The organism is Modestobacter sp. SYSU DS0657 (assembly GCF_054050925.1).
This window is the reverse complement of record NZ_JBJHAG010000011.1, coordinates 32,174-57,440: the sequence shown is the minus strand read 5'-3', so window position 1 is coordinate 57,440 and position 25,267 is coordinate 32,174. Positions and strand designations below refer to the sequence as shown.

22 protein-coding genes and 2 pseudogenes are annotated in these 25,267 nt (G+C 73.1%); 21 read left to right on the top strand and 3 right to left on the bottom strand.

Annotated features, from left to right (window positions below; translation table 11 throughout):
* Positions 1 to 12 precede the first annotated feature (12 nt).
* Entirely contained in the window at positions 13 to 1,284 is a 1,272-nt protein-coding gene (locus tag ACI79A_RS09255) for an ABC transporter permease (protein ID WP_457082271.1), read from the top strand.
* A gap of 28 nt (positions 1,285 to 1,312) precedes the next feature.
* Here ACI79A_RS09255 and arr read toward each other — a convergent pair whose 3' ends face one another.
* Positions 1,313 to 1,774, bottom strand: coding sequence for an NAD(+)--rifampin ADP-ribosyltransferase (gene arr, locus ACI79A_RS09250; RefSeq protein WP_457082269.1), 462 nt, complete (start codon positions 1,772 to 1,774; stop codon positions 1,313 to 1,315).
* 26 nt (positions 1,775 to 1,800) lie between these two features.
* On the opposite strand from arr, the pseudogene ACI79A_RS09245 reads away from it, so the two are divergent.
* The 9 genes and pseudogenes from ACI79A_RS09245 to ACI79A_RS09205 form a co-directional block, all read left to right on the top strand.
* Positions 1,801 to 2,220, top strand: a pseudogene (locus ACI79A_RS09245) (ATP-binding cassette domain-containing protein); the annotation flags it as partial.
* A 46-nt stretch (positions 2,221 to 2,266) separates the two neighbouring features.
* Entirely contained in the window at positions 2,267 to 2,401 is a 135-nt protein-coding gene (locus ACI79A_RS09240) for a hypothetical protein (protein ID WP_457082381.1), read from the top strand.
* Positions 2,401 to 2,694, top strand: a pseudogene (locus tag ACI79A_RS09235) (MerR family transcriptional regulator); the annotation flags it as partial. The gene ACI79A_RS09240 and the pseudogene ACI79A_RS09235, both read left to right, overlap by 1 nt.
* 35 nt (positions 2,695 to 2,729) lie before the next feature.
* The gene (locus tag ACI79A_RS09230; protein WP_457082379.1) at positions 2,730 to 3,071 is read left to right on the top strand and encodes a hypothetical protein; all 342 of its coding nucleotides are present in this window, start codon (positions 2,730 to 2,732) and stop codon (positions 3,069 to 3,071) included.
* Positions 3,072 to 3,142: 71 nt separating this feature from the next.
* Positions 3,143 to 3,730 (top strand): acyl-CoA-like ligand-binding transcription factor, encoded by a 588-nt coding sequence (locus tag ACI79A_RS09225; protein ID WP_457082267.1) that lies wholly within the window; start codon positions 3,143 to 3,145, stop codon positions 3,728 to 3,730.
* A gap of 318 nt (positions 3,731 to 4,048) precedes the next feature.
* Positions 4,049 to 4,885, top strand: coding sequence for a mycofactocin-coupled SDR family oxidoreductase (locus ACI79A_RS09220; RefSeq protein ID WP_457082265.1), 837 nt, complete (start codon positions 4,049 to 4,051; stop codon positions 4,883 to 4,885).
* A complete protein-coding gene (locus ACI79A_RS09215) occupies positions 4,882 to 5,718 on the top strand; it encodes a mycofactocin-coupled SDR family oxidoreductase (RefSeq protein ID WP_457082263.1) in 837 nt (278 codons plus the stop codon). The genes ACI79A_RS09220 and ACI79A_RS09215 overlap by 4 nt, the downstream gene beginning before the upstream one ends.
* Positions 5,719 to 5,732: 14 nt before the next feature.
* Positions 5,733 to 6,767 carry an AAA family ATPase gene (locus ACI79A_RS09210; RefSeq protein ID WP_457082261.1) on the top strand — a complete coding sequence of 345 codons (1,035 nt, stop codon included), beginning with the start codon at positions 5,733 to 5,735 and terminating at the stop codon, positions 6,765 to 6,767.
* Positions 6,768 to 7,085: 318 nt separating this feature from the next.
* Positions 7,086 to 7,760 carry a vWA domain-containing protein gene (locus tag ACI79A_RS09205; protein ID WP_457082259.1) on the top strand — a complete coding sequence of 225 codons (675 nt, stop codon included), beginning with the start codon at positions 7,086 to 7,088 and terminating at the stop codon, positions 7,758 to 7,760.
* A gap of 562 nt (positions 7,761 to 8,322) precedes the next feature.
* Here the strand turns inward: ACI79A_RS09205 and ACI79A_RS09200 are convergent.
* Positions 8,323 to 8,541 carry a helix-turn-helix domain-containing protein gene (locus tag ACI79A_RS09200; protein ID WP_457082257.1) on the bottom strand — a complete coding sequence of 73 codons (219 nt, stop codon included), beginning with the start codon at positions 8,539 to 8,541 and terminating at the stop codon, positions 8,323 to 8,325.
* Between the two features lie 545 nt (positions 8,542 to 9,086).
* On the opposite strand from ACI79A_RS09200, the gene ACI79A_RS09195 reads away from it, so the two are divergent.
* Together ACI79A_RS09195 and ppsA are read left to right on the top strand one after the other, a co-directional pair.
* On the top strand, positions 9,087 to 9,980 hold the full coding sequence (locus ACI79A_RS09195; RefSeq protein ID WP_457082255.1) for a pyruvate, water dikinase regulatory protein: 894 nt from the start codon (positions 9,087 to 9,089) through the stop codon (positions 9,978 to 9,980).
* On the top strand, positions 9,980 to 12,394 hold the full coding sequence (ppsA, locus tag ACI79A_RS09190) for a phosphoenolpyruvate synthase (protein ID WP_457082253.1): 2,415 nt from the start codon (positions 9,980 to 9,982) through the stop codon (positions 12,392 to 12,394). The genes ACI79A_RS09195 and ppsA overlap by 1 nt, the downstream gene beginning before the upstream one ends.
* A 36-nt stretch (positions 12,395 to 12,430) precedes the next feature.
* Here the strand turns inward: ppsA and ACI79A_RS09185 are convergent, their stop codons facing one another.
* Complete coding sequence (locus ACI79A_RS09185) at positions 12,431 to 14,899, bottom strand: glycoside hydrolase family 3 protein (protein WP_457082251.1); 2,469 nt, start codon at positions 14,897 to 14,899, stop codon at positions 12,431 to 12,433.
* A 279-nt stretch (positions 14,900 to 15,178) separates the two neighbouring features.
* Here ACI79A_RS09185 and ACI79A_RS09180 point away from each other — a divergent pair, with 279 nt between their 5' ends.
* From ACI79A_RS09180 to ACI79A_RS09140, 9 genes are all read left to right on the top strand, one after another.
* Positions 15,179 to 15,805 carry a TetR/AcrR family transcriptional regulator gene (locus ACI79A_RS09180; RefSeq protein ID WP_457082249.1) on the top strand — a complete coding sequence of 209 codons (627 nt, stop codon included), beginning with the start codon at positions 15,179 to 15,181 and terminating at the stop codon, positions 15,803 to 15,805.
* A complete protein-coding gene (locus ACI79A_RS09175) occupies positions 15,798 to 16,187 on the top strand; it encodes a YidH family protein (RefSeq protein WP_457082247.1) in 390 nt (129 codons plus the stop codon). The genes ACI79A_RS09180 and ACI79A_RS09175 overlap by 8 nt, the downstream gene beginning before the upstream one ends.
* A complete protein-coding gene (locus ACI79A_RS09170) occupies positions 16,184 to 16,528 on the top strand; it encodes a DUF202 domain-containing protein (protein WP_457082245.1) in 345 nt (114 codons plus the stop codon). The genes ACI79A_RS09175 and ACI79A_RS09170 overlap by 4 nt, the downstream gene beginning before the upstream one ends.
* Before the next feature lie 114 nt (positions 16,529 to 16,642).
* Positions 16,643 to 18,277 (top strand): sulfatase family protein, encoded by a 1,635-nt coding sequence (locus tag ACI79A_RS09165; RefSeq protein ID WP_457082243.1) that lies wholly within the window; start codon positions 16,643 to 16,645, stop codon positions 18,275 to 18,277.
* 182 nt (positions 18,278 to 18,459) lie between these two features.
* The gene (locus ACI79A_RS09160) at positions 18,460 to 20,016 is read left to right on the top strand and encodes an ABC transporter substrate-binding protein (RefSeq protein WP_457082241.1); all 1,557 of its coding nucleotides are present in this window, start codon (positions 18,460 to 18,462) and stop codon (positions 20,014 to 20,016) included.
* A 262-nt stretch (positions 20,017 to 20,278) separates the two neighbouring features.
* Positions 20,279 to 21,223 carry an ABC transporter permease gene (locus ACI79A_RS09155; RefSeq protein ID WP_457082239.1) on the top strand — a complete coding sequence of 315 codons (945 nt, stop codon included), beginning with the start codon at positions 20,279 to 20,281 and terminating at the stop codon, positions 21,221 to 21,223.
* Between the two features lie 5 nt (positions 21,224 to 21,228).
* Positions 21,229 to 22,161, top strand: coding sequence for an ABC transporter permease (locus ACI79A_RS09150; RefSeq protein ID WP_457082237.1), 933 nt, complete (start codon positions 21,229 to 21,231; stop codon positions 22,159 to 22,161).
* Positions 22,158 to 24,278: a dipeptide ABC transporter ATP-binding protein gene (locus tag ACI79A_RS09145; RefSeq protein ID WP_457082235.1), complete on the top strand. Its 2,121-nt coding sequence runs from the start codon at positions 22,158 to 22,160 to the stop codon at positions 24,276 to 24,278. Before ACI79A_RS09150 ends, ACI79A_RS09145 begins: the two co-directional genes overlap by 4 nt.
* A gap of 113 nt (positions 24,279 to 24,391) precedes the next feature.
* Entirely contained in the window at positions 24,392 to 25,234 is an 843-nt protein-coding gene (locus ACI79A_RS09140) for a formylglycine-generating enzyme family protein (RefSeq protein WP_457082233.1), read from the top strand.
* Positions 25,235 to 25,267: the final 33 nt, after the last annotated feature.

The window sequence follows — 25,267 nt, the reverse complement described above, 5'->3', positions numbered from 1 at the left end:
GTTCCGACTCGGTTGCGCCGGTCCCGGAGCGCGGTTCCGACGCCGGGCGTCCGGCCGGTCGACCCGGCCGACCGGTTCCGCTTCTCCGACCTCCTCGGCGAGGCGACCGCCGACATCGGCTCCCGTCCCGGGCGCCTGGTGACGACGATCGTCGGCACCGTGCTGGGCATCGCCGCGCTGATCGCCACCATCGGCTTCGCCCAGACCGCCGCCGGCCAGATCGCCCGGCAGTTCGACCGGACCGCCGCCACCCAGCTCGTCGTCACCCCGGCCACCGCGGACACCCGCGGCGGCGCGACCGTCGCCACCGGCGCCCTGCCCTGGGACGCCGTTCCCCGCCTGGAACGGCTGGCCGGCATCGAGGCGGCGGCGCTGCTGGCGGAGGTGCCGTTGCCCCGCGCGGTCATCGCGGCGGTGCCGGTGAACGACCCGTCGCAACCGCCCACGGCGGCACCACCGGTCTACGCGGCCTCCGCCGAGCTGCTGGACACCGTCGGTGGGCACCTGGCCACCGGCCGGTTCCTCGACGCCGGCCACGACGCCCGCGCCGACCGGGTGGTGGTGCTCGGCGCCCGGGCGGCGGACCGGCTGGGCGTCCAGCGGGTCGACACCCAGCCCTCGATCTTCATCGACGGCATCGCCTACGCCGTCCTGGGGATCGTCGACTCGACCGACGTCCGCGCCGAGCTGCTCAACGCGGTGCTGCTGCCCACCGGCACGGCGCGGGCCGACTTCGGCCTGCGCGCCCCCGGCGACGCGCAGGCCCGCATCGCGATCGGCGCCGGACCGCAGCTGCGCACCCAGGCCGCGCTCGCGCTGGCCCCCGACGAGCCGGAGAGCCTCGAGGTCAACGCCCCCCGCGGTCGCTCCGACCTGGGGCAGGACGTGCAGGCCGACGTGAACGGCGTCTTCGTCATCCTCTCGGTCATCGTGCTGCTCGCCGGCGGGGTCGGGATCGCCAACGTGACGATGCTGTCGGTGATGGAGCGCGTCGGCGAGATCGGGCTCCGCCGCGCCATCGGCGCCACCCGGCGGCAGATCGCCGGCCAGTTCGTCGCCGAGTCCGTGGTCATCGGCCTGCTGGGCGGTCTCATCGGGGCCTCGCTCGGCGTCTTCGCCGTCATCGGCATCTCCGTCGTCCGGGACTGGACCCCGGTCATCGACCCCTGGATCGCCGTCGGCGGCGCCCTGCTCGGGGCCGTCCTCGGGCTGGTCGCCGGCGGCCTCCCTGCCCGTCGCGCAGCAGCCATCGAGCCGGTCGACGCCCTGCGCGGAGGCACCTGACCGCACCCCGGGTCGCCCCCGGTGGCGCTCAGTCCTCGATCACGTCCTGGCCCTCCGCCCGCAGCTGCGCCAGGTGCTCGAGCATCCGCTGCAGCACCTCCGGGTCGTGCCCCTGCCAGTCGTCCACCTCGCGGAGGACGCGCAGGGGGTGGCGGGTGCGGTAGGACTGCGTCGGGTTGCCCGGGAACCGCTTGTCGGTCACGTTCGGGTCGTCCTCGAACGGGCCCAGCGGCTCGACGGCGTAGACGCGCCCGCGCTCGCCGCTCCCGGCGAGGGCGGCGGCCAGCTCGGCCCCCCAGACGGCCGTGTCCACGAGCGCGGTGAAGTAGACGTGGTTCGACACCCGGCCGGCGTGGAAGTTCGACCCGCGGCCGGGGACCAGCTCGTCGCCCACCGCCAGGGCCGCCTTCGTCCCGTGGAAGAACGGGCCGACGACGTGCCCGCAGTGGTCGTAGGTCACCGGCTCGTGGCCGCCGCTGCTCTCGCCCATGGCCGGCTCCTCCGCACGTCCGGTCGATGTCCTCCGACGCCCGCCGCAGGAGCTCCGAGCCTCGCACGCCGGTGCCGTGGCCGTCCCGGTCCTCGGCGCTCGACCTTGACGCAGGGTCAGGGCGCGACGCTGCTGCCATGACCACGACACCAGCCATCGAGATCGCCGGGCTCACCAAGAACTACGGCGACTCCACGGTGCTCCGGGGCGTCGACCTGAGCATCCCCGCGGGCACCGTCCCCGCCCTCCTCGGCTCCAACGGCGCAGGCAAGACCACGACCGTGCGGATCCTCTCCACGCTGCTGCGGGCCGACGGCGGAACGGTCGCCGTCAACGGGTTCGACGTCGCGACCCAGCCCGCGCAGGTGCGGGCGTCGATCAGCCTCACCGGGCAGTTCGCCGCCGTCGACGACATCCTCACCGGCCGGGAGGACCTCGTGCTCGTCGCCCACCTACCCGCTGGTCTTCCTGCCGTTCATCTCCTCGGCGTTCGTGCCGACGTCGGGCACGCCCGGCCCGGTGCGCTGGTTCGCCGAGCACAAGCTGGTCACCCCGATCGTGAACACCCTGCGGGGGCTGTTCGCCGAGCAACCGGTCGGCGACGACGGCTGGACCGCCCTCGCCTGATGCGTCGGCCTGCTCCTTGTGGCCTACGTGCTCGCGATGCGCACCTACCGCCGGAAGATCGGCTGAGCACGACGACGAGGGGAGGCGGCGGCACCGTGCTGACCATCAGCCAGCTCGCGTCCTACGCCGGCGTGACGGTGCGCGCGGTGCGGCACCACCACGCCACCGGGCTGCTGCCCGAGCCCGAACGCGACTCCTCCGGGTACCGGCGCTACGACGCCGCAGCCGTCGTCGAGCTCATCCGGATCTGCACCCTCGCCGAGGCGGGCGTGCCGCTGAGACGGGTCCGTGAGCTGCTCGCTGCGGGGGAGGGGAGTTCGCGGCGGCAGTGGCCGACGTCGACCGCCGGCTGCGCGCCGAGATCCGCGACCGCCAGCGGCACCGGGCACGGATCGCGCAGCTCGCGGCCGGGGAGAGCCTGGTGCTGCCACCGGTGGCGGTCGCCTACCTCGACCGGATGCGCGAGCTCGGCTTCCCGGAGCGGCTGGAACAGATCGAGCGGGACAGCTGGATCCTGATCGCGGCCCGGATGCCCGAGCAGGTGCCGGGCATGATGGCGGTCAAGCACGCGCAGATCGACCACCCGACGCTGCGCCGGCTGTTCCGGCTGTTGGAGCAGCGCGGCTGGACCGGCTGGACCAACATCCGCCGCGCCGGCCCGGGAGGCTGACCCGGGCGCGCCGCACGTCAGCGGTGACCGGCCGGCCGGCGGGGCAGACTGTGGCCGTGGGGGAGCGAGTGATGCGATCGTCGGGAGCAACCGGGCGTCCCGCTGTCACCACGCCGCGCGAGCTGGCTGCCGTCGCCCAGCGGTTGTTCGTCGCGGTCGGGTTCGAGGACACGAGCATCGACGACATCGCGCGTGCTGCCGGGATCGGCCGGCGCACCTTCTTCCGCTACTTCGAGAGCAAGGCCGACGTGCTCTTCGTCGAGTCCCCGGCCGAGCTGGCCCGGCTCCAGCAGGGGCTCGCCGCCGCGGACCCCGCCGAGCCCTGCCCGGCCGTGGTGACCCGCGCCGTCCTGGCGGCGCTGGAGCACCCACCGCAGGACCGGGAGTGGGCGCTGCAGCGCGCCCAGCTGATCCTCGGCGTCCCCGCGCTCGCCGCGCACACCGCGGTGGTGCTGTCCCAGTGGTGTCGGGCGGTGACCGAGTTCGCCCGGACGCGCCCGTGCGAGGACCCCTATTACGCGGAGGCCCTGGGGCACGCGGTGGTGGCCGCGACCGTCGCGGCGCACGCGCACTGGACCGCCCGCCCGGAGACCGAGCTCGCCGACGCGCTCCTCGGCATGCTGCGCCTGCTGCTGCCCGCGGAACCGACCAGCCGCTGACGGCGCGGATCCGGTCCGCGCCTGGTCGGACGAGCACCTCGTCCCGTCACGCATTGCCTTTCGGCACCCAGTGCCACTACCGTCGTCGCCGTCTCGTCCGTGACCCAGCTCACCTGGAGGCACCGTGCTCGACGCGACCGACCCGCCGCGGGGACCCCGGCGACGACGCGCCCCGGAGCACGGCTGGGCCGGACGTGCGGCGGTCGGACGACGACCGCACCCCTGAACTCGGCGCCCGAGCGGGGTGCCGGGGATCGATCCCCCGCCGCCAGGCGAGAGACCGGATCCGCCGACGACGACGTCAGAGGAGAAGGACGAATGGGAAAGCTCGAAGGGAAGGTCGCGTTCATCACCGGCGCAGCGCGCGGTCAAGGCCGCAGCCACGCCGTCCGGCTGGCGCAGGAGGGCGCCGACATCATCGCCGTCGACCACCTGCAGGACATGGCCTCGGTCGGCTATCCACAGGCCACCGAGGACGACATGGCCGAGACCGTGCGCCAGGTCGAGGCGCTGGACCGCCGGATCGTCACGACGAAGGCCGACGTGCGCGACACCGCCGCGCTGGCGGCCGCCGTCGACGAGGGGGTGGCGCAGCTCGGCCGGCTCGACATCGTGCTGGCCAACGCCGGCATCGCCAGCTTCGCGCCGGTCGAGGAGCTGACCGACGACATGTGGGACGAGATGATCGGGGTGAACCTGACCGGCGTCTTCAAGACTGTGCGGGCCGCGGTCCCGCACATCCGCGCCGGTGGCCGGGGCGGGGCGATCGTGCTCACCAGCTCCACGGCCGGCATCAAGGGGCTGGCCAACCTGGCGCACTACGTGGCTGCCAAGCACGGTGTGGTCGGGATGATGAAGACGCTGGCCAACGAGCTGGCCCCGGACATGATCCGGGTCAACTCGGTGCACCCGACGTCCGTGAACACGGACATGATCCACAATCCGGAGACCTACGGGCTGTTCCGGCCGGACAAGCCGAAGACCGAGGTGACCCGGGACGAGGCGGCCGAGTCGTTCAGGACGATGAACGCGCTGCCGGTGGAGTGGGTCGAGCCCGTGGACATCAGCAACGCGATCCTCTTCCTCGTCAGCGACGAGGGGCGCTACGTCACCGGGGTGCAGCTGCCGGTCGACGCCGGGGCGGTCATCAAGTGAGCGGGCGGGTCGAGGGCAAGGTCGCCTTCATCACCGGGGCAGCGCGCAGCCAGGGCCGCAGTCACGCCGTACGGCTGGCCCAGGAGGGCGCGGACATCATCGCGGTCGACATCGCCGGACCCGTGGAGTCGATCCGGATGTACCCGCCGGCCACCGAGGGGGACCTGGCCGAGACCGTGCGCCAGGTGGAGGCGCTGGACCGGCGGATCGTCGCCACCAAGGCCGATGTCCGGGACACGGCGGCGCTGAAGGCGGCGGTCGACGACGGGGTGGCCCAGCTCGGCCGGCTGGACATCGTTCTGGGCAACGCCGGGGTGTTCGAGATCCAGCCGGCGCTGGAGCTCACCGATGACGCCTGGCGGGAGATGATCGACGTCAACCTCACCGGCGTGTGGAACACCTGCAAGGTGGCCCTGCCGCACCTGATCGAGGGCGGGCGGGGCGGGGCGATCGTGCTGACCAGCTCGACGGCCGGGCTGAAGGGGACGCCGAACACGATCCACTACACCGCGGCCAAGCACGGTGTCGTGGGGATCATGCGGACCCTGGCCAACGAGTTCGCGCAGCACTCCATCCGGGTCAACACGGTCCACCCCACCGGGGTGGACACGGTGATGATCCAGAACCAGAAGACGTGGGGGCTGTTCGCGCCCGACGACCCGGCACCCAGCCGGGAGAAGGCCGAGCCGATCTTCGCCTCGACCAACGCGCTGCCCGTTCCCTGGGTGGAACCGGTCGACATCTCCAACGCGATCTTGTTCCTCGTCTCCGACGAGGCGCGGTACATCACCGGCGTGACCCTCCCGGTCGACGCCGGCTACACCGTCAAGTGACCGGGGTGGGGACGGTGGCCGCGCGGTCGCCGTCCCCACCGCGGCGGAGCGAGGAGCACGCCCTGCACACGCACCAGCACAGCGACCCCGTGGTCACCGGCAGCCGGGTCACCGGCGACGACGGCACCTCGGTCCGGGCCGTCCGCAGCCGGGTGGCCCGCCACCTGGTGGGCCGGGACCGGGAACTGGACCTGCTGCTGGCCGCGGTCGCCGCCGGCCGGGACGTCCTGCTGGAGGGGCCGCCGGGGACGTCGAAGTCCACGCTGCTGCGGTCGATCACCGCCGAGTGGGGCATCCCCCTGGTGTTCGTCGAGGGCAATGCGGACCTGACGCCCACCCGGCTGGTCGGGCACCACGACCCGGCCCGGGTGCTCCGTGAGGACTACTCACCGGACAACTTCGTCCCCGGGCCGCTGGTCGAGGCGATGCGCACGGGCGGCTTCCTGTACGTGGAGGAGTTCAACCGTGCGCCGGAGGACACGCTCAACACGCTGCTCACCGCGATGGCCGAGCGGCGGATCGCGGTCCCCCGGGTGGGCACCGTGGACGCGGCCCCGAGCTTCCGGGTGATCGCCTCGATGAACCCCTACGACAACGTCGGCACCACCCGGCTGTCGACCTCCGTGCACGACCGGCTGTGCCGGCTGGCGATCGGCTACCAGGACGCCGACGCCGAGCGTGGCATCGTCGGGCGCCGCACCGGCGTCGAGTCCCCCCGGCTGGTCGCCGACGCCGTGGCGCTCACCAGGGCGACCCGGGAGCGGGACGACGTCCGGCAGGGCAGCAGCGTGCGGGGGGCCATCGACACCGCGCTCGTCGCCGCCCAGCTCGCCGCGGTGCGGGAGGTGGCGCTGCCCGACGAGCCCTCGGTGGCGCCGCCACGCGGGCTGCCGGAGGAGTACACGGCCGTCGTCCTGGACGCCCTCCTGCTGGCACTGTCCGGGCGGATCTTCCTCGACGAGACCGTCGAGACGACGCCGGAGGCGGTGCTGCAGGAGATCTGGGCGGACCACTTCCTGCTGCAGCCGGCGGCCGCCGAGCCTGGTTGAAGAGCCGTCGAGGCCGACTCACCGATCACCCGGCGCACCCGGTCCGGCGCTGCTCGCGGCGCGCGGCCGCTGCGCCGGAGGCCCAAGAAGCTGACCGAGCAGCCCGCGCTCTACGAGCCGGCCCGGGGCGGCGGCGGGCTGGCGCTGTCCTCCGGCGACCGCCGGCGGACCCGGACCGGACCATCTCGGCCGGGCGGCACGGCCCCGGGTACGACGGACGAACCGGCCGACCTGATTCCGCTCGCCGACCTGGCCACCGAGACCTCGGTCGACCAGCGCACTCGCGCCCGCGCCCGGGAGATCGCCCGGCGGCTCTCGGTGCCCAGGCCACCGCGGGACCGTCGTCCGCGCCGCGGCGTCGGGGAGCTGACGAGCACGGCCTGGAGCGGCGGCTCGGACGAGCTGGACCTGGAACGGACCCTGGAGGCGATCGCCGGCAACCCGTACCCGGAGGGCACCGACATTGTCGTCCGGGAGCGGGTCAGGCAGCGCCGCTCGGTCGTGCTGGTGGTCGACGTCTCGGGGTCGATGAAGGGGGAGCGGGTGCGCACCGCCGCGGCGATGGTCGGTGCGCTGGCCGGGGAGCTGGCCCGGGACCGGCTCGCGGTGGTGGCGTTCTGGTCCGATGCCGCAGTGCTGGTGCGGATGGAGGAGCAGGTGGCGCCGCTCGAGGTCCTGGACCTGCTGCTGCGCCTGCCGACCCAGGGGCTGACCAACGTGACCTTCGCGTTGGAGACGGCGGCGCGGCAGCTGGCCGGGGTGCCACCGCGGGACGCCCGCGTGCTGTTGCTGTCCGACTGCGTGCACAACGCCGGGCCGGACCCGCGGCTCACCGCCGCCCGGCTGCCCCGGCTGGACGTCCTGCTGGACACCTCCGGGGAGGTGGACGTGGAGCTGGGCCGAGACCTGGCCCGGGCCGGGCGCGGCCGGATCAGCCTGGTGCGCGACCACCGCGCCGCCGCCGCCGCCCTGAGCGCCGTCTTCGCCGGCTGAGCCCACCCCGCCCGCGCCACCGCGGCTGCCGCCGGGCTGCGATGCGGGGGCGGGCGCTCGGGAGGAGGCGTACCGGGAGGTCGACGAACCGGTCGCCGTCCCGGCCGCGGCACGCGGGACGTGCAGTTCGGGGTCGGTCACGTCGTCGGTGCGCAGCAGCGCGACGTCGGTGCGGTGGTCCGTCGACGTCAGCTAGGGCGTCCGGTCGCCCTGCTTCGGCAGCTCGTACACCGCGCGCCGAAGTCCAGCAGCGGCCGGGTGGGCCTGGCCGGGTCGCCGACCTCCGGCCGGCAGACGTCGTACCCGGCGCGGTCCACGTGGCAGCAGCCGGCCGCCGGGCCCGCCAGGGCACCGCTGGGAGCTGACACCTCTCCACCTCCCGCGCCCCGGACCACTCGCTGCCACTGCAGGTCGCAGGTCCGGCCCACGCCGACGCCCTGCTGCCGCGGCGAGGAGCGTGCTGTCCGTGCCGCCGCCCTGGCGGTCCTGGGCGGGCGGGGATCAGCGCCGGAGCGGTCGGGGTGGTGACCCGTGGCGGCTGCCGCCCGAGGTGCCCGGTGACTCAGTCCAGGTCGGTCCGGGCGTCGGCCAGGTAGCTGCGGACCGCCTGCTCGGGAACCCGGAAGGACCGGCCCACGCGCACCGCGGCCAGCTCGCCGCCGTGCACGAGGCGGTACACGGTCATCTTCGAGACGCGCATGATCGCCGCCACCTCGGCCACGGTCAGGAACGCGGCCACCGCGCGGGGGGCGGGCCGCTCGGCCGCCGGTCGCTGGGGCACGGGGCGCTGGGCCTGGGGCTGCACCGGCGCGGGGCGCATCGCCGTCCGGGGGCCCGGGACCACGGGCCGCCCGTGGGGGAGCTGGGTGGGGCGGTGCGCGGCGTGGGCGGTCGGCCGGGGGAGTGCCGGAGCGGGGGAGCGCTGGGGCAGGGTCACGGGGTTCCTCTCGGTGGCGGGTACGGACCGCGGTGCTGGTCGTTGTGACCACGCTGTGCGTCCGCGCTGGGACCGACAGTAGGTGATCGCCCGCCGTTCTGGGGGTGAGATCGGCAACGAGACGAACCGTTCCCGTTCGTCACTTGTTGACCGTGCGTCTGCGGGCGCCCGCAGGGGCCGGTCTTCCGGGGAGCGGAGCAGGGACGCCGCGGTCCCGGCCGGCGTGTGATGCTCACGGCGAGCTCGCTCTTCTCTGCAACGGCGCGGAAGAACAGAGGTGCCCACGTGATGCTCGGACCCCCGGGTCGCCACGGTCGTGCCGCCGGTGGCTGCCGCGGTGCTGCCGGTGGCTGCCGCCGTGCTGCCGGTGGCTCCCGCCGTGCTGCCCGGTGACCGGTCCGCTCCCGGCCGACCGTGACCCGGACGCCGTCGTCCCGGTGTTCTTCCTGTCCGACAGCACCGGGATCAGCGCCGAGACGATGGGCAACGCGCTGCTCATCCAGTTCCCCGACGTGCACTTCGAGCGCACCCTGATCCCGTTCATCTCCACCGTGGAGATGGCCCGCGAGGTGGTCGCCCAGCTCGACGAGGCGATGGCCGGCCCGGTGGCGCCGCTGGTGTTCACCACCGCGGCGCTCGACGAGGTGCGCGAGGAGCTGCTGAAGACCCGGGCCCCGATCATCGACTTCTTCGGCATGCACATGGCCCGGGTGGAGGAGCAGCTGGGCGCCCGCGGGCTGCGCGAGGCCCGGCGGCTGCACGGGGTCGGCGACGTCCGGCGCTACAACGACCGGATGGCGGCGATCGAGTTCGCCATCGAGCACGACGACGGCCTGAGCCCGCGCGGACTGGACCGGGCCGACGTCGTCCTGCTGGCGCCGTCCCGCTGCGGCAAGACCCCGACCGCGATGTACCTGGCGCTGCAGCACGGCCTGTTCGTGGCCAACTACCCGCTGGTCGACGAGGACCTGGAGACCACCGACCTGCCCCGCCCCGTCCGCGACCTGCGCGACCGCTGCTTCGGGCTGACCACCACGGTCTCCCGGCTGAGCCGGGTCCGGCAGGAACGTCGCCCGGACTCGCGGTACGCCTCGGAGGAGCAGTGCCGCTTTGAGCTCCGCCGGGCGACGGCGATCTACGAGACGCACTCCCTGCCCACGGTGGACACCTCGGCGGCCTCCGTCGAGGAGATCGCCGCCGTGGTGATCCAGACCCTGGCCCGACAGCGGCGCGCCGCCGGCCGGGCCACGAACCGCGACCTTCGACGAAGAGGGGCCACCTGATGAGCAGCGAGATCCGTACCGAGGACAACGTGCGCTGGTTCGCCGAGCTGGGGCTGGGCGACCTGGAGGTGGTGGGCGGGAAGAACGCCTCGCTGGGCGAGATGATCTCCCACCTCGCCGACGCCGGGGTCAGCGTCCCCGACGGGTTCGCCACCACCGCCGCGGCGTACCAGCGCTTCCTCGGCGACACCGGGCTGGCCGCCCGGATCGCCGAGCAGCTGCGCACGCTGGACACCGACGACGTCCGGGCGCTGGCCGCGGCCGGGAAGGAGATCCGCCGCGCGGTGGTGGAGCAGCCGTTCCCGCCGGCGCTCGAGGCCGACATCCGGGCGGCGTACGACCAGTTGGCCGGGGACGACGCGGAGGCATCGTTCGCGGTCCGGTCCAGCGCCACGGCCGAGGACCTGCCCGATGCCTCCTTCGCCGGCCAGCAGGAGACGTTCCTCAACGTCCGCGGCGTCGAAGCCGTGCTGCAGGCCGTGCGGGAGGTGTACGCATCCCTCTACAACGACCGGGCGATCGCCTACCGGGTGCACCACGGCTTCGACCACGAGGCGGTGTCGCTGTCGGCCGGTGTGCAGCGGATGGTGCGGTCGGACCTCGGTGCCTCCGGCGTGATGTTCACGATGGACACCGAGTCCGGCTTCCGGGACGCCGTGTTCGTCACCTCGGCCTACGGGCTGGGGGAGGGCGTGGTGCAGGGGGCGGTCAACCCCGACGAGTTCTACGTCTACAAGCCCGCGCTGCGGGCCGGGCGCCCCGCGGTCCTCAAGCGAGGTGTGGGGGAGAAGGCCACGAAGATGGTCTACACCCAGCACGCCGAGGTCGGCCGGACGACGGAGTTCGTCGACGTCGACCCCGCCGACCGGCGGCTGCTGTCCCTCACCGACGACGAGGTCACCGAGCTGGCCCGCCAGGCGCTCAGGATCGAGGAGCACTACGGCCGGCCGATGGACATCGAGTGGGGCAAGGACGGTCGCACCGGCCGGCTGATGATCCTCCAGGCCCGGCCGGAGACCGTGCAGTCCCGCTCCGGGAACACCTCCGCGCGCTACCGGCTCACCGGCACCGGGGACGTCCTGGTCGAGGGGCGGGCGATCGGGCAGAAGATCGGCGCCGGTGCCGTGCGGGTGCTCAGCGACATCGACGAGATGGACTCCTTCGCCGCCGGCGACGTGCTGGTCGCCGACATGACCGACCCGGACTGGGAACCGATCATGAAGCGAGCCTCGGCGATCGTGACCAACCGCGGCGGGCGGACCTGCCACGCGGCGATCATCGCCCGCGAGCTGGGCATCCCCGCCGTCGTGGGCACCGGCACCGCGACCCGTGCGCTGCGCGACGGCGACCCGGTCACCGTGTCCTGCGCCGAGGGCGACACCGGCCTGGTCTACGCCGGGGAGGTGGGCTTCGAGGTGGCGGAGACCGAGCTGGACGCCATGCCGGAGATCCCCACCAAGATCATGATGAACGTCGGCACGCCGGAGCAGGCGTTCGCGTTCTCCCGGCTGCCGAACGCCGGCGTCGGGCTGGCCCGGCTGGAGTTCATCATCAACCGGCAGATCGGCATCCACCCCCGCGCGCTGCTGGAGCTGGAGACCCTCGATGCCCCGCTGCGGGCGCAGATCGAGGAGCGGATCGCCGCCTACCCCTCGGCCCGGGACTTCTTCGTCCAGCGCGTCGCCGAGGGGGTGGCCATGATCGCCGCGGCGTTCGCCCCCGAGCCGGTGATCGTGCGGATGAGCGACTTCAAGTCCAACGAGTACGCCAACCTCCTCGGCGGGGAGCGCTACGAGCCGCACGAGGAGAACCCGATGATCGGGTACCGCGGTGCCTCGCGGTACCTGTCGGCCGACTTCGCCGAGTGCTTCGCCATGGAGTGCGAGGCGCTGCGGTTCGTCCGGGACGCGATGGGCCTGACCAACGTCAAGATCATGATCCCGTTCGTCCGGACCGTCGCGGAGATCGAGGGCGTGGTGCGCCTGCTCGGCGAGCACGGGCTGCGCCGCGGGGAGAACGACCTCTCTGTGGTGATGATGTGCGAGCTGCCGTCCAACGCCCTGCTGGCCGGCGAGTTCCTGGAGCACGTCGACGGCTTCTCGATCGGCTCCAACGACATGACCCAGCTGGTGCTCGGCCTGGACCGCGACTCCGGCCTGGTCGCCGGCGGCTTCGACGAACGCGACCCGGCGGTGCTCGCCGCCCTGGAGATGGCGATCAAGGCCTGCCTGGAGCGCGGGAAGTACGTCGGCATCTGCGGTCAGGGCCCCAGCGACCACCCCGACCTGGCCGAGTGGCTGGTGGCGCAGCGGATCGAGTCGATGTCGCTGAACCCGGACACCGTCGTCGACACCTGGCTGCACCTGGCGAAGACGTCGGGCAGGACGTCGGGCAGGACGTCGGGCACGACCTGACGGGGCAGTCCGGCGCCGTCAGGTCGTGCCCGCTGCTCAGGCCAGCAGCCGCAGCGTCCGTTCCTGCGGCAGGGTCGCGACCGAGGTGCCGATCCGCAGCCGGTAGTCGCCCGGCTCGTACTGCCAGCCGCCGGCCCAGTGGGCCAGGTACCGGGTGGGCACGGCGACGTGGGCGCGCGCGGTCTGCCCGGCCGGGACGTGCACCGCGGCCGAACCGATCAGCCACCGCACCGGACGGTCGACGGCGGAGTCCGGCCGCTCGGCGTAGACCTGCACGACCTCCTTGCCCTCGCGTTCCCCGCGGTTGGCGACCTCGACGGTCACGGTGACGCTCTCGCCCGCCCGGGCCTCGGCGGGGCAGTCGACGCCGGTCAGTTCCAGGGTGGTGTAGCCCCGTCCGCTGCCGAACCAGTACGCCGGCTCCGTGCCGGACCGGAGCCAGGCCCGGTAGCCGATGTGGATGCCCTCGGCGTACTCGACGACGCCGTCGACGGGCGTGCAGTCGAGCACCGGCACGTCGGCCTCGGCCGCGGGCCAGGTGGTGGGCAGCCGGCCGCCCGGCTCGGTGACCCCGAGCAGGACGTCGGCGACCGCGTTGCCGAACTCCTGACCCCCGAACCAGCCGATCAGCAGGCCGGCGACGTCCTCCCGCCACGGCATGAGCACCGGCGCCCCGGCGTTCACCAGCACGACGGTGCGCGGGTTGGCGGCGGCGACGGCGCGGACCAGGTCGTCCTGCCGCCCGGGCAGGGCCAGGGACTCCCGGTCGTAGCCCTCGGACTCCACCACCGAGTTGGTGCCGACGACCACCAGGGCGACGTCGGCGGCCGCTGCCGCCCGGGCCGCCTCGGCGATCAGGGCGTCGGGGTCGGCGTCGGCGGGCTCGGTGCCCAGCCGCAGCGACAGCGCCCGTGCGTTGAAGCCGGTCCGCTCGCTCAGGTCGAGGACCAGCCGGACGTCGAGCGGTGTGCCGGCGGTCAGGCGCACCTCGGCGGAGGCGGTCGGCGGGCTCAGGAACGCCGCGCCGAGGTCGGTGCCGACCGGGGTGAGGGTCTCGTCGACCAGCAGCTCGCCGTCGACGTGGAGCTGCGCGTGCCCCACCAGGGCGCACCCGAGCCGCACCGTGCCCGACTCGGCCGGGGTCCAGCGGGTGCTCAGCTCGTAGGAGGCGGCGGCCTCGATGGGGGCGTCGCCGCCGAAGTACACCAGGTCGCTCGCCCGGCGGTCCTCGCCGAACAGCTCGCTGCCGTCCGCGGCCAGGAACCGGGCGCGCAGCCCCGGTGCACCGCTGACCGGGTTGGTCAGCTGGGACAGCGGCAGCTCGGCCACCCCGCTCTGCACGACCGCGCCGACCGAGTAGCTGACGTCGACGCCCGGGAGGGCCGCGCGGAGCCCGTCCAGCGGGGAGACGGTCGTCTCGGGGACGACGGTCGCGCTCCCGCCGCCCTGGGTGCGCGCGGCCGCCGCGTTGTTGCCGATGACCGCGACCGAGCGCAGCGCGGCGGCGTCCCAGGGGAGGGTCGGGCGCCCGTCGGCGCTGCGGTTCTCCAGCAGCACGGTGCCCTCGGCGGCAGCCTCGCGGGCGAACGCGACCCCGTCCTCCACCCAGACCGGCTCGACCGTCGGCCAGCCGGCCAGCGCCCCGACCCGCTGGGCCAGGGTGAGCAGGCGCAGCACCTTGCGGTCGACGACGGCCTCGTCGATCTCCCCGTCGCGCACCGCGGCGACCAGCGCGTCGCCCCACGGGCCGTCCGGACCGGGCATCACGAGGTCCTGGGAGGCCTTCGCCGACTGGAGGCTGCGGACCGCGGTCCAGTCGCTGATCACGACGCCGTCGAACCCCCACTCGCTGTTCAGCGGTGTCGCCAGCAGCTCGTTCTCGGTGACCGTGGCGCCGTTGACCGAGTTGTACGCGCTCATCACCACCCAGGCGCGGGCCTCGGTGACGGCCTTCTCGACCGCGAGGAGGTACACCTCGCGCAGCGTCCGCTCGTCGACGCGGACGTCGGCGGTGAAGCGGTCGGTCTCGAAGTCGTTGGCGACGTAGTGCTTCGGGGTCGCCCCGACCCCGTTGTCCTGCACCCCGGTGACGTAGGCGGCGGCGAGCTCGCCGGTGAGCACCGGGTCCTCGCTGAAGGCCTCGAAGTGTCGCCCGCCGAGCGGGGAGCGGTGCAGGTTGATGGTGGGGCCGAGCACGACGTCGACGCCCTTGCGCCGGGCCTCCACCGCGGCGGCGGCGCCGAAACGGCGGGCGACGTCGGGGTCCCACGACGAGGCCAGTGCGGTGGCCGAGGGCAGGTTCAGCGACGGGTCACGCTCGTCCCAGAGCTCGCCGCGGACGCCGGAGGGGCCGTCGGAGACCAGGATGCGGCGCAGCCCGATCCGCTCGATCGGCCAGGTGGTCCAGAAGTCGCGGCCGGTGAGCAGCTGGACCTTCTCCTCGAGCGTGAGCGCGGCGAGGGCATCGGTGACGCTCGTGTCGGGACGTACCGGCGTGTTCGTCATGGGATCCGTTCGGTCGGGGCTGCTCGCGCGGGCGGCGACCCGGACGGTGAGGAGGCGGAGGTGCGTGACCTGGCCCACTCTAGGGCACCTACCGAGCGCTCGGTAAGGGCGCGTGTGCACCACCTCCGGCGTCCCGCTCCGAACCCGCCGACGTGGCTCGGTCCAGCGGGTGACGTCACCTACCAACCAGTCGGTAAGTGACGTGCCGCATGGCATGATCCCGGCACGGGGGCTCAGTGCCCGCACATCAGTCCGTCGGCGGCAAGGGGTCCTGCAGTGGTGGCTGAACGCATCGAGGGGCTGCGCCTGCCGCGGACGCAGCGCCGGCAGCAGATCCTGGCCGCGGCGGCCCAGGCCTTCGCCGAGACCGGTTTCCACGGCACCAGCCTGGCCGACGTCGCCACCCGGGTCGGCGTGTCCCAGCCAGGGCTGCTGCACCACTACCCGAACAAGCAGGCCCTCATCCTGGCCGTGCTCGAGGAGCGCGACGAGGTGCAGACCCGCTACCTGGACGAGTACTTCCGGGACGCGGACCCCAGCGTCGTGGACTGGCTGACGGCGCTCTGTGCCCGCAACGCCGACCAGCCCGAGCTCGTGCGGTTGTACACCGTGACGGCGGCCGAGAGCCTGGACCCGGCGCACCCCGCCCACGAGTACTTCCAGGGCAGGTACCAGCGCATCCGGCGCGCCGTCGCCCGCCGGATCGAGCTCGACCAGGAGAAGGGGCGGCTCCCGGCGACGTTGGTCCCCGAAGACCTCGCATCCGAGATGATCGCGTTGATGGACGGTCTGCAGCTGCAGTGGCTCATGCAGCCACCGGTCGACATGTGCGCTCTCCTCGAGCAGTTCCTCCGGCGGTTGGTGGCCGACGGTGCAGGGCGCGAGGGGGAGCGGTCTGATGGCTGAGGGGGCCAGGGTCGGCCAGCGCGCCGACCGCCGGTTCCCCCGGCGGGTCTACGGGACGGGGGCAGAACCGGACCCCCGGTTCAGCCTGGCCAACGAGCGCACCTTCCTGGCCTGGATTCGCACCTCGCTGGCACTGCTGGCGGCCGGGGTGGCGCTGGAGGCGCTCGACCTCCCCATCGCCGAGGGCGTCCGGCTGGCCAGCGCGCTGGTGTTCATCGTCCTCGGCCTGCTCGCGCCCGTGCAGGCGTGGTTCGGCTGGGTGGCGACCGAGCGGGCGCTGCGGCAGTCGAGGCCGCTGCCGTCCCCGCGACTGGGGCTGCTCACCGCGGTGGGCGTCACCGTGGCGGGACTGCTCGTGCTGATCGGGCTCGTCCTCCGGTGACCCGGGCCTCGGGCCGGGTGTTCGACGCCGGCCTCCAGGCCGAGCGCACGGCGCTCGCCTGGCGGCGCACCGCGCTGGCCATGGCGGTCGGCGCCGTCGGCGCCGGCCGGCTCGCCGTGCCGGTGTTCGGCGTCCTCGCGCTGGTGGTCGCGGCGGTCGGGCTGGTCCAGGCCGTCCTCGTCGCCCTGGCCGCGCGCCGCCGCTACCGGGTCGTGCACGAATCGCTGACCACCCGGGGTGACCTCACCGGCGTCCGCCAGGCCGGCGTCCCGATCGCCGCGCTCGCCTGCTCGGGGCTGCTGGTCGGTGCGCTCGCGCTGGGCTTCGTCCTCTTCCGCTGACCGGTCCGGGCGCCCCCTTGGCGCCTTACCGAATGGTCGGTAAGTTGCCTGCGTCACGTCTGCCGGCTCTCGAGCCCGGCGGTCCGCGGCCCCGACGAGGAAGAGGCGATCGCAGTGCAGCGACCGAACGTGCTGTGGATCAGCACCCATGACATCAACCCCCACCTGGGCTGCTACCGGGGCGTGTACCCGGGTGCTGAGTACGCGGTCACACCCCGGCTGGACCGGCTGGCCGCCGAGGGTGTGGTCTACGACAACGTGTTCGCCAGCGCCCCGGTGTGCGCGCCGTCCCGGTCGGCCATCTACACCGGGTGCCACCCGACCTCGATCGGCACGATGCACATGCGCAGCAAGGCGGTGCCCCCGCCCGAGGTGAAGCTGTTCACCGAGTACTTCCGGGCGGCCGGCTACTACACGACGAACAACTGGTTCACCGACTTCCAGGTGCAGACGCCGGGCACGGCGTTCGACGAGTGCAGCACGACGGCGCACTGGCGGAACCGGCCGACCGACGACACCCCGTTCTTCGCCACCTTCCAGGGCATGATCACCCACGAGTCGCAGATCTACCTGGACGACGACGCGTTCGCGGCGCGGACCAGCCGGGTGCGGCCCGAGGACCGGCACGACCCGGCCGAGGCGCCGCTGCCGCCTTACCACCCGGACACCCCGGTGTTCCGGCAGGCATGGGCGCGCTACGCCGATCTGATCACCGAGATGGACCAGTGGGCCGGGGACTTCCTCGACCAACTGGAGGAGGACGGGCTCGCGGAGAACACCGTCGTGGTGTTCTGGAGCGAGCACGGGCTGGGCATGCCCCGGGGGAAGCGCTGGTCCTACGAGAGCGGGCTGCGCGAGCCGCTGATCGTGCGCTGGCCAGGTGTCCTGGCTCCGGGTCAGCGGCGTACCGAGCTGATCCAGCTGATGGACCTGGCGCCCACCATGCTGGAGGTCTGCGGCATCCCGGTGCCCGAGCACATGCAGGCCAAGCCGTTCCTCGACCGGACCGGCGCCTTCCTGACCCAGAACGAGTACGCCTTCGGCGGGCGCGACCGGATGGACGTGCAGGAGGACACCTGCCGCACCGTCCGGGACGCGCGGTACCGCTACATCCGCAACCTGCACCCCGACCGCTCCGGCATGCAGCACTGCGAGTACCCCGACCACCTCGCCACCTGGGCGGAGTTCCGCCGGCTGCACTCGCTGGAGGGCAACCGGCTGGCCACGGGGCAGGTGCCCGACGTGCTCACCCCGCTGCAGCGGTCGGTGGTGGCGGCCAGCAAGCCCGCCGAGGAGCTGTACGACCTGCAGGAGGACCCGCACGAGACGGTGAACTTGGCCGGCGACCCGGCGCACCGGGAGGTGCTCGACCGGCTCCGGGCAGCACTGGACGGCTGGATCGAGGAGTACGGCGACCTGGGTCAGGTACCCGAGGACGAGCTGATCGAGCAGTGGCGCCCGGGTGGGCAGCTGCGACCCACGGCGGCGCCGGACGTCGTGGTGCGCGACGGGCGGCTCGAGGTCAGTTGTGCCACGCCCGGTGCGTCCATCGGGTGGACCACCGACCCTGCGACCGAGCCGGCGCCGCCGGCCTTCCTCGCCGCCGCCATCGGCTCACCGGAGCAGGACAACCGGTACTGGCGGCTCTACAGCGGACCGGTGGACCTGCCAGCCGGTACGGAGGTCTGGGTCCGCGCATGGCGGCTCGGTCATGCGCCGAGCGAGGACGTCGCCGTCCCGGCGACCTGACGCGCCTCAGATAACGGTTCGGTGACATCGGCGTGAGAAGTCGATGACCTCTTGCCCCTTACCGAATGCTCGGTAAGTTAGCTGCGTCACGTGGTTCCCGTCACGTCGGACCCGTGCCCGCTGCGCCATCCGGGGAGTCGTCGCTCGACACCCGGGCCCAGAACTCAGTGAGGAGTCTGTCCATGCGCAAGTCCACCAGCACCCGTCCACGCCGGACCGGGGTCGCCGCCCTGGCTCTGACGTCGTTGCTGGCCGCCGGCTGCCAGTCCGCGGTCGAGCAGGCCGACGACGCGGCCGCCTCGGGCGACGGGGAAGCCACCTGCCAGCAGGGCGGCACTCTCGTCGCCGCCGCCAACACGCCCCCGGAGATCAGCCGTGTGCTCTCCCAGAGCGCGACCAACCTGCTCTGGGTCCGCGGCGTCTTCGAGCCGCTCATCAACGTGGACACCACGGACCTGGACAACCCCACGCCGGCGCTGGCCACCGACTGGGAGATCAGCGAGGACGGCCTGTCGGCGGTCCTCCAGCTGCGCGAAGGGGTCACCTTCCACACCGGCCGGCCGTTCACCGCCGACGACGTGGTCTTCACCGTCCAGAAGGCGATGGAGCCGGCGACCGTCTCCGACGTGAAGTCGATCCTCGCGAACTGGACCGTCGAGGCCACCGGCGAGCACGAGGTCACCATCACCTCGACCACGCCGCTGACCGACACCCTGGCCAGCACGCTGGCGCTGACCCCCATCGTCGACTCCGAGACCTACGACGGCCTGGCCGACGGCTCGCAGGTCGTCGGCACGGGTCCGTACCAGGTGGACAGCTACACGCCCGGCGCCGACATGGCGCTGACACCCTTCGCCGACTACTGGGGTGACGAGGGGCCGTACCTGGACCGCATCGAGATCACGATCATCCCCGACTCGACCGCCCAGGTCTCGGCCGCACGCTCCGGCCGCACGCAGATCTCCTACGGGCTCACCGTGCAGGACGCCCTCTCGATCACCGAGGGCAACGACCAGTTCGAGCTGTTCGACACCGTCTACGGCACGTACCCGATCGTCCTGGACGGCATCGAGGACCAGACCGTCCGGCAGGCCATCGGATACGCCATCGACCGTGAGCGGATCAACGAGCAGGTGTTCGGCGGTCTCGGTTCGACCGACGGCCTCTACTGGGCACCGGGCTCGGCCAGCTACCCCGAGGACCTCGCCAACGCCTACGAGTACGACCCGGACCGCGCCCGGCAGATGATCGAGGAGGCCGGCGCCGCCGGCATGGAGGTGCCCATCACCACCATCAACATCCCGGTCCTCGCGGCCGAGTACGAGATCATCGCCAACAACCTCACCGAGGTGGGCCTCAACCCGACGCTGAACGCGCTGGCGCCGCCGGACTACCAGCAGCGCCTGTCCAGTGGCTCGGGTGGCACGTACCTGTCGCTGCGCGGCATCAACGGTTCGCCGGCCTTCCTCCTGCAGACCAACGCCGACCTCCGCCTGGAGGGGGCGCACCGGCAGTTCAGCACCCCCGAGTACGAGGAGCTGGCCCAGGCGGTCATCCAGGCCAGCAGCGAGGAGCAGAGCGTCGAGGCGGTGCGCGAGCTGACCGAGTACATGAACGACCAGGCGTTCCTGCACCCGCTGGTGTCGCAGTCGGGTGTCGCGGTGCAGACCGCCGACGTCCAGGACGTGGACGTGGCGATCGGTGGCTGGATCCCGACGAGGACCTGCTTCACCGAGTGAGCGACCGTCCTGGCCGGGTGGGCGCCTGCGTCGGTGGCCACCGGCAGCGCGCACCCGGCCAGGACCACCGCTCTGCGGTCCGGACGTCTTCCGATCCCGATGAGGAGTGCATTCGTGAGCAAGCCCGCAGCCGCCACCAGTCCAGGTGGCGGACGGAGCCATCCGGCCCCAGGTGGCCGAGGGGACGTGCCGGCCGTCGTGCAGCCGACGTCGCAGGGCACCGCCGCCGTCCGTCGGTCCGACGTGGGTCGGGTCTGCTGACGTGATCCGCTTCCTGATCAGGAGGATCCCGTCGGTCGCGCTGGTGCTGGTCGCCACCAGTGTGATCGCCTTCCTCCTGCCACGACTGGTGCCCGGCGACCCCGCCGCGGTCGTCGCCGGCCCGGACGCGTCGGCGGAGACCATCGCGGCGATCCGTACCGAGCTGGGGTTGGACCGCCCGCTGGTCAGCCAGTACTTCGACTGGATCGGCGGTGTCCTCACCGGTGACCTGGGGGAGTCCCTGCGCTTCAACCGGCCGGTGGCCGAGCTGATCGGCGACCGGCTGGCCAGCACGCTGGAGCTGGCCCTGCTGTCGGGCCTGTTCCTGATCGTGTTCGGCATCGGGTTGGGGGTGCTGGCCGGTTCCGCCCGTGCCCGGTGGGCGCGGGTGCTGGTGGAGGGGACCAACACCGGCCTGCTGGCCGCCCCGCCGTTCCTGGTCGGCCTGCTGTTCATCCTGCTGTTCGGCGTCGCCTTCCGGCTGCTCCCCACCAGCGGTGAGGTCTCGCTGCTGGAGGACCCGGGCATCGGGATCCAGTACCTGGTGCTCCCTGCGCTGGCCCTGGCCCTGCCGATGTCGGCGGGGGTGGCCCGGCTGGTGCAGACCCGGATGCTGGCGATCCGCCAGGAGGAGTTCATCGACCTGGCGGTGAGCAAGGGCGTGCCGCCGCGGCGGATCAGCCTGCGGCACGTGCTGCGCAACAGCCTCGGCCCCGCGGTGGTGGCGATCGGCACACGGTTCGGTGACCTGCTCGCCGGGGCGGTGGTGATCGAGGCGATCTTCGCCCGCAACGGACTGGGCCAACTGGCGGTCTCCGGGGCGCAGACCGCCGACTACACCGTCGTCCAGGTGCTCATCGTCTTCGCGGTCTTCATCGCCGTCGCCGGCCAGCTCCTCACCGAGATCGTGCTGGCCGCTCTCGACCCCCGAGTCCGATTGGGCTGATCGACATGACCAAGGCAATCGACACGTCGAGCAACGGACCCGGCGACCTCGCCGGGGACCCCGGCTCGGGACCGGTCCCCACCACGCACCCCGGGCGCCGTCGGCGCCGCACCGGTGGCGGCGCATGGTCGCGGTACGCCAGCGCGCTTCGCACCCCGAAGGGGATCGCCGCCGCCGTGCTGCTGATCCTGCTGGTGGGGGTGGCGGTGCTGGCGCCGGTCATCTTCCCCGGCGGGTACGACCAGCAGGGCCGGGGCGCCCTGGCCGGGCCCTCGGGGAGCCACCTGCTGGGCACCGACGAGTTCGGCCGGGACATCCTGACCCGCACCATCTACGGCCTGCGGACCGACCTCTCGCTGATTCTCACCGCGGTGCCGGTCAGCATGGTGATCGGCACGGCGCTGGGGCTGTCCGGGTACCTGTCCAAGACGCTGGGGTCGGTGACGCAGCGGGTGCTGGACATCATCCTCGGCTTCCCCGGGCTCATCCTCGGCATCATGATCGTGCTGGTCATCGGCACCGGGTGGCTGGCGCTCTTCCTGGCCATCGTCGTCGCCGGGCTGCCCGGCTTCGGCCGCATGGCCCGCGCCGGACTGCTGAGCGAGGAGCAGCGGGAGTACGTGATGGCCGCCCGTGTGCTCGGGGTCAAGCGGTCCACGGTGATGACCCGGCACATCCTGCCCAACGTGGTCGACCCGCTGCTGGTCCAGGCGTCGGTGTTCATGGTGGTCGCCATCTTCATCGAGGCCGGCCTGTCCATCGTCGGCCTGGGCATCAACCCACCGAACCCCTCGCTGGGCGCGATGCTCAACGTCGGTGCCCGGTACGTGCAGACGCTCCCGACCTACGTCATCGGCCCGGGCGTCATGCTGCTGCTGCTGGCGCTGGCCTTCACCCTCCTGTCCGACGCTCTCAACCAGGTGGCGAACCGGCGATGACCCTCTCCTCCAAGCACTCGGGCGCCACCGCGGTGGGCGCCCCCGCCGTCGGGGCCCCAGCTGATGGCGCACCCGGCACCGACGCCCTGCTCGACGTGCGCGGTCTGCGCACGGAGTTCCGCACCGCCGAAGGGGTGGTGCGGGCGGTCAACGACGTGAGCTTCTCGGTGCGCCCCGGCCAGGTCGTCGGCATCGTCGGGGAGTCCGGCTCGGGCAAGTCGGTCACCGCCCGGTCGATCCTGCGGATGGTGCGGTCGCCGGGGCAGATCACCGCAGGGGAGGTCCACTACCGCGGCACCGACCTGCTGACCCTGGACGACAAGCGGATGCGGGAGCTGCGGGGTGAGGAGATCGCCATGGTCTTCCAGGACCCGCAGTCGGCGCTGAACCCGGTGATGACGGTCGGCGACCAGATCGCCGAGGCGCTCATCGTGCACGGCACCGACAAGAAGCAGGCCCGCGCCCGGGCCCGCGAGCTCCTGGGGCAGGTCGGCATCCCCGACGTCGACCGGCGGTTGGACGAGTACCCGCACCAGTTCTCCGGCGGCATGCGCCAGCGGGTGGTCATCGCCGTCGCGCTGGCCAGCAAGCCCTCGCTGCTGATCGCCGACGAACCGACCACCGCCCTGGACGTCACCATCCAGGCACAGATCCTGCGGCTGCTGGGGCAGTTGCGCGACGAGCTCGGGATCGCGGTCATCATGATCACGCACGACATGGGCGTGGTCGCGGAGATGTGCGACGACGTCGTCGTCATGTACGGCGGGCGGGTCATGGAACGCGGGCCGGTGGAGACGATCTTCCGCCGTCCGCAGCTGCCCTACACCGCCGACCTGCTCGCCGCGATGCCGCGCATCGACGAGCAGTCCGCCGGCCGCCGGCTGCCGGCGATCCCCGGATCGCCGCCCGACCCGGCGCACCTGCCGCCGGGGTGCCCGTTCCAGCCGCGCTGCCGGCTGGCCGAGGACGTCTGCGCCGAGCGGGTCCCCGAGCTGCTGCCGCGGGAAGGTGAACGACACCTGGCCGCCTGCCACGTCACCCAGCGCGGGACGGAGATCCCGCCGCTGAGGGCGGACGACGCAGCCGGGTCGGCCCGGAACAGCGAGTCGAGGCCGCTGCTCCGGATCGAGGACCTGAAGGTCGACGTCGCGGGGGACAAGCGCAGCCTGTTCCGCAAGCACGAACCGGTCTACGCGGTGGCAGGGGTCAGCCTCACGGTCTCCAGCGGCGAGACGCTGGGGCTGGTCGGTGAGTCCGGCTGCGGGAAGTCCACGCTGGCCCGCACCATCGTCGGGATCAACCCCGCTGCCTCCGGATCGATCCAGGTCGGCGAGCACGTCGTCGGGTCCAAGGAGGGCGCCGGGTCCCAAGCGCTGCGGGAGACCGTCCAGTACGTCTTCCAGGACCCCTACGCCTCGCTCAACCCCCGGCGCACCATCCGCCAGTCGCTGGAGGAGGCGCTCGCGGTCCGTGGGGTGCCGACCGCGGAGCGAGGAGACGAGGCCCGTGTCCTGGTCGAGCGGGTCGGCCTGCACGAGCGGCACCTCGACCGCTACCCGCACGCCTTCTCGGGCGGGCAGCGCCAGCGGGTCGGCATCGCCCGTGCGCTGGCGGCGCGGCCGAAGTTGCTCATCCTGGACGAGCCGGTGTCGGCCCTGGACGTCTCGATCCAGGCGCAGATCATCAACCTGCTGGAGTCGCTGCGCGACGAGTTCGACCTGGGTTACCTGTTCATCGCCCACGACCTGTCGGTGGTCCGCCACCTGTCCGACCGGGTGGTCGTCATGTACCTCGGGTCGTTCGTCGAGATGGGCGACGCGGAGGCGGTGTACAGCAACCCCCAGCACCCGTACACCGCGGCGCTGCTGGCGTCCTCGCCCGTCCCGGACACCGCCGAGCGGGACCGGGAGCGGATCGTGCTGGGCGGGGACCTGCCCAGCCCGAAGAACCCTCCGTCGGGCTGCCGGTTCCGCACCCGGTGCCCGATCGGCCCGCTCGCGCACCCCGACCGCACGATCTGCATCGAGCAGGCACCGGCGTTGGAGCCGACCCCGACCGGCCAGCTGGCCGCCTGCCACTTCGCGGGGGAGCTGTCCCGCGCGGGGGCGCCGGCGTGACCGGCTCCTGCTGCGCCCCGGCCCGGGGGGCGGACTCCGCACCCCCGGGCCGCCCGGCGCCGGGTCCCGCCCCCGGGGTCGCTCCGGCGGGCACCGTGGTGGGGCAGGAGGCGATGGTGCACCTGCCCGGCGGTGCCTTCCGGATGGGGACGACCGACACGGACGGCTTCCCCTCCGACGGGGAGGGGCCGGTGCGTGAGGTCGAGCTGTCCCCTTTCCTGATCGACCGGTACGCCGTCCGCAACGACGAGTTCGCCACCTTCGTCGAGGCCACCGGGTACGTGACCGAGGCCGAGCGGTTCGGGTGGTCGTACGTATTCGCCGGCTTCCTCCCCGGCGAGCTGCGCCGGATCTCCCCGCGCCCGGACATCACGCCGTGGTGGGCGGCGGTCACCGGCGCCGACTGGCGCCGGCCGGAGGGGCCGGGCAGCTCGCTGGACGACCGAGGCGACCACCCGGTGGTCCACGTGTCCTGGGACGACGCGGTCGCCTACGCCACCTGGGCGGGCAAGCGGCTGCCGACCGAGGCGGAGTGGGAGTACGCGGCCCGGGGTGGGCACGACCAGCGGCGCTACCCCTGGGGGGACGAGCTCACCCCGGGCGGGGAGCACCGGGCGAACATCTGGCAGGGCCGCTTCCCGGTGAAGAACACCGCCGAGGACGGCTTCGCCGGCACCGCCCCGGTCCACGCCTTCCCGCCCAATGACTTCGGGCTGTTCAACACCGCCGGCAACGTGTGGGAGTGGTGCGCCGACTGGTGGGGGACCGACCACCCGACCGGCCGGGTCCGCGACCCGGCCGGGCCGGCGGCCGGCCCCGGCAAGGTCATGCGCGGCGGTTCCTACCTCTGCCACGACAGCTACTGCAACCGCTACCGGGTGGCCGCCCGTACCCGCAACGAGCTCGGCAGCGCCGGCGGGAACACCGGCTTCCGCTGCGCCCGCGACGCCGGCTGAGCCGGCGCGTCGCCCGAAGCCCCAGTGTCCGAA

Excerpts from the sequence above, each read along its gene's own strand:
- ACI79A_RS09225 (WP_457082267.1), top strand. The coding sequence starts at position 3,143 with ATGCGATCGTCGGGAGCAACCGGGCGTCCCGCTGTCACCACGCCGCGC.
- ACI79A_RS09185 (WP_457082251.1), bottom strand. The coding sequence starts at position 14,899 with ATGACGAACACGCCGGTACGTCCCGACACGAGCGTCACCGATGCCCTC.
- ACI79A_RS09140 (WP_457082233.1), top strand. The coding sequence starts at position 24,392 with ATGGTGCACCTGCCCGGCGGTGCCTTCCGGATGGGGACGACCGACACG.
- ACI79A_RS09220 (WP_457082265.1), top strand. The coding sequence starts at position 4,049 with ATGGGAAAGCTCGAAGGGAAGGTCGCGTTCATCACCGGCGCAGCGCGC.
- ACI79A_RS09160 (WP_457082241.1), top strand. The coding sequence starts at position 18,460 with ATGCGCAAGTCCACCAGCACCCGTCCACGCCGGACCGGGGTCGCCGCC.
- arr (WP_457082269.1), bottom strand. The coding sequence starts at position 1,774 with ATGGGCGAGAGCAGCGGCGGCCACGAGCCGGTGACCTACGACCACTGC.
- ppsA (WP_457082253.1), top strand. The coding sequence starts at position 9,980 with ATGAGCAGCGAGATCCGTACCGAGGACAACGTGCGCTGGTTCGCCGAG.
- ACI79A_RS09150 (WP_457082237.1), top strand. The coding sequence starts at position 21,229 with ATGACCAAGGCAATCGACACGTCGAGCAACGGACCCGGCGACCTCGCC.
- ACI79A_RS09175 (WP_457082247.1), top strand. The coding sequence starts at position 15,798 with ATGGCTGAGGGGGCCAGGGTCGGCCAGCGCGCCGACCGCCGGTTCCCC.
- ACI79A_RS09145 (WP_457082235.1), top strand. The coding sequence starts at position 22,158 with ATGACCCTCTCCTCCAAGCACTCGGGCGCCACCGCGGTGGGCGCCCCC.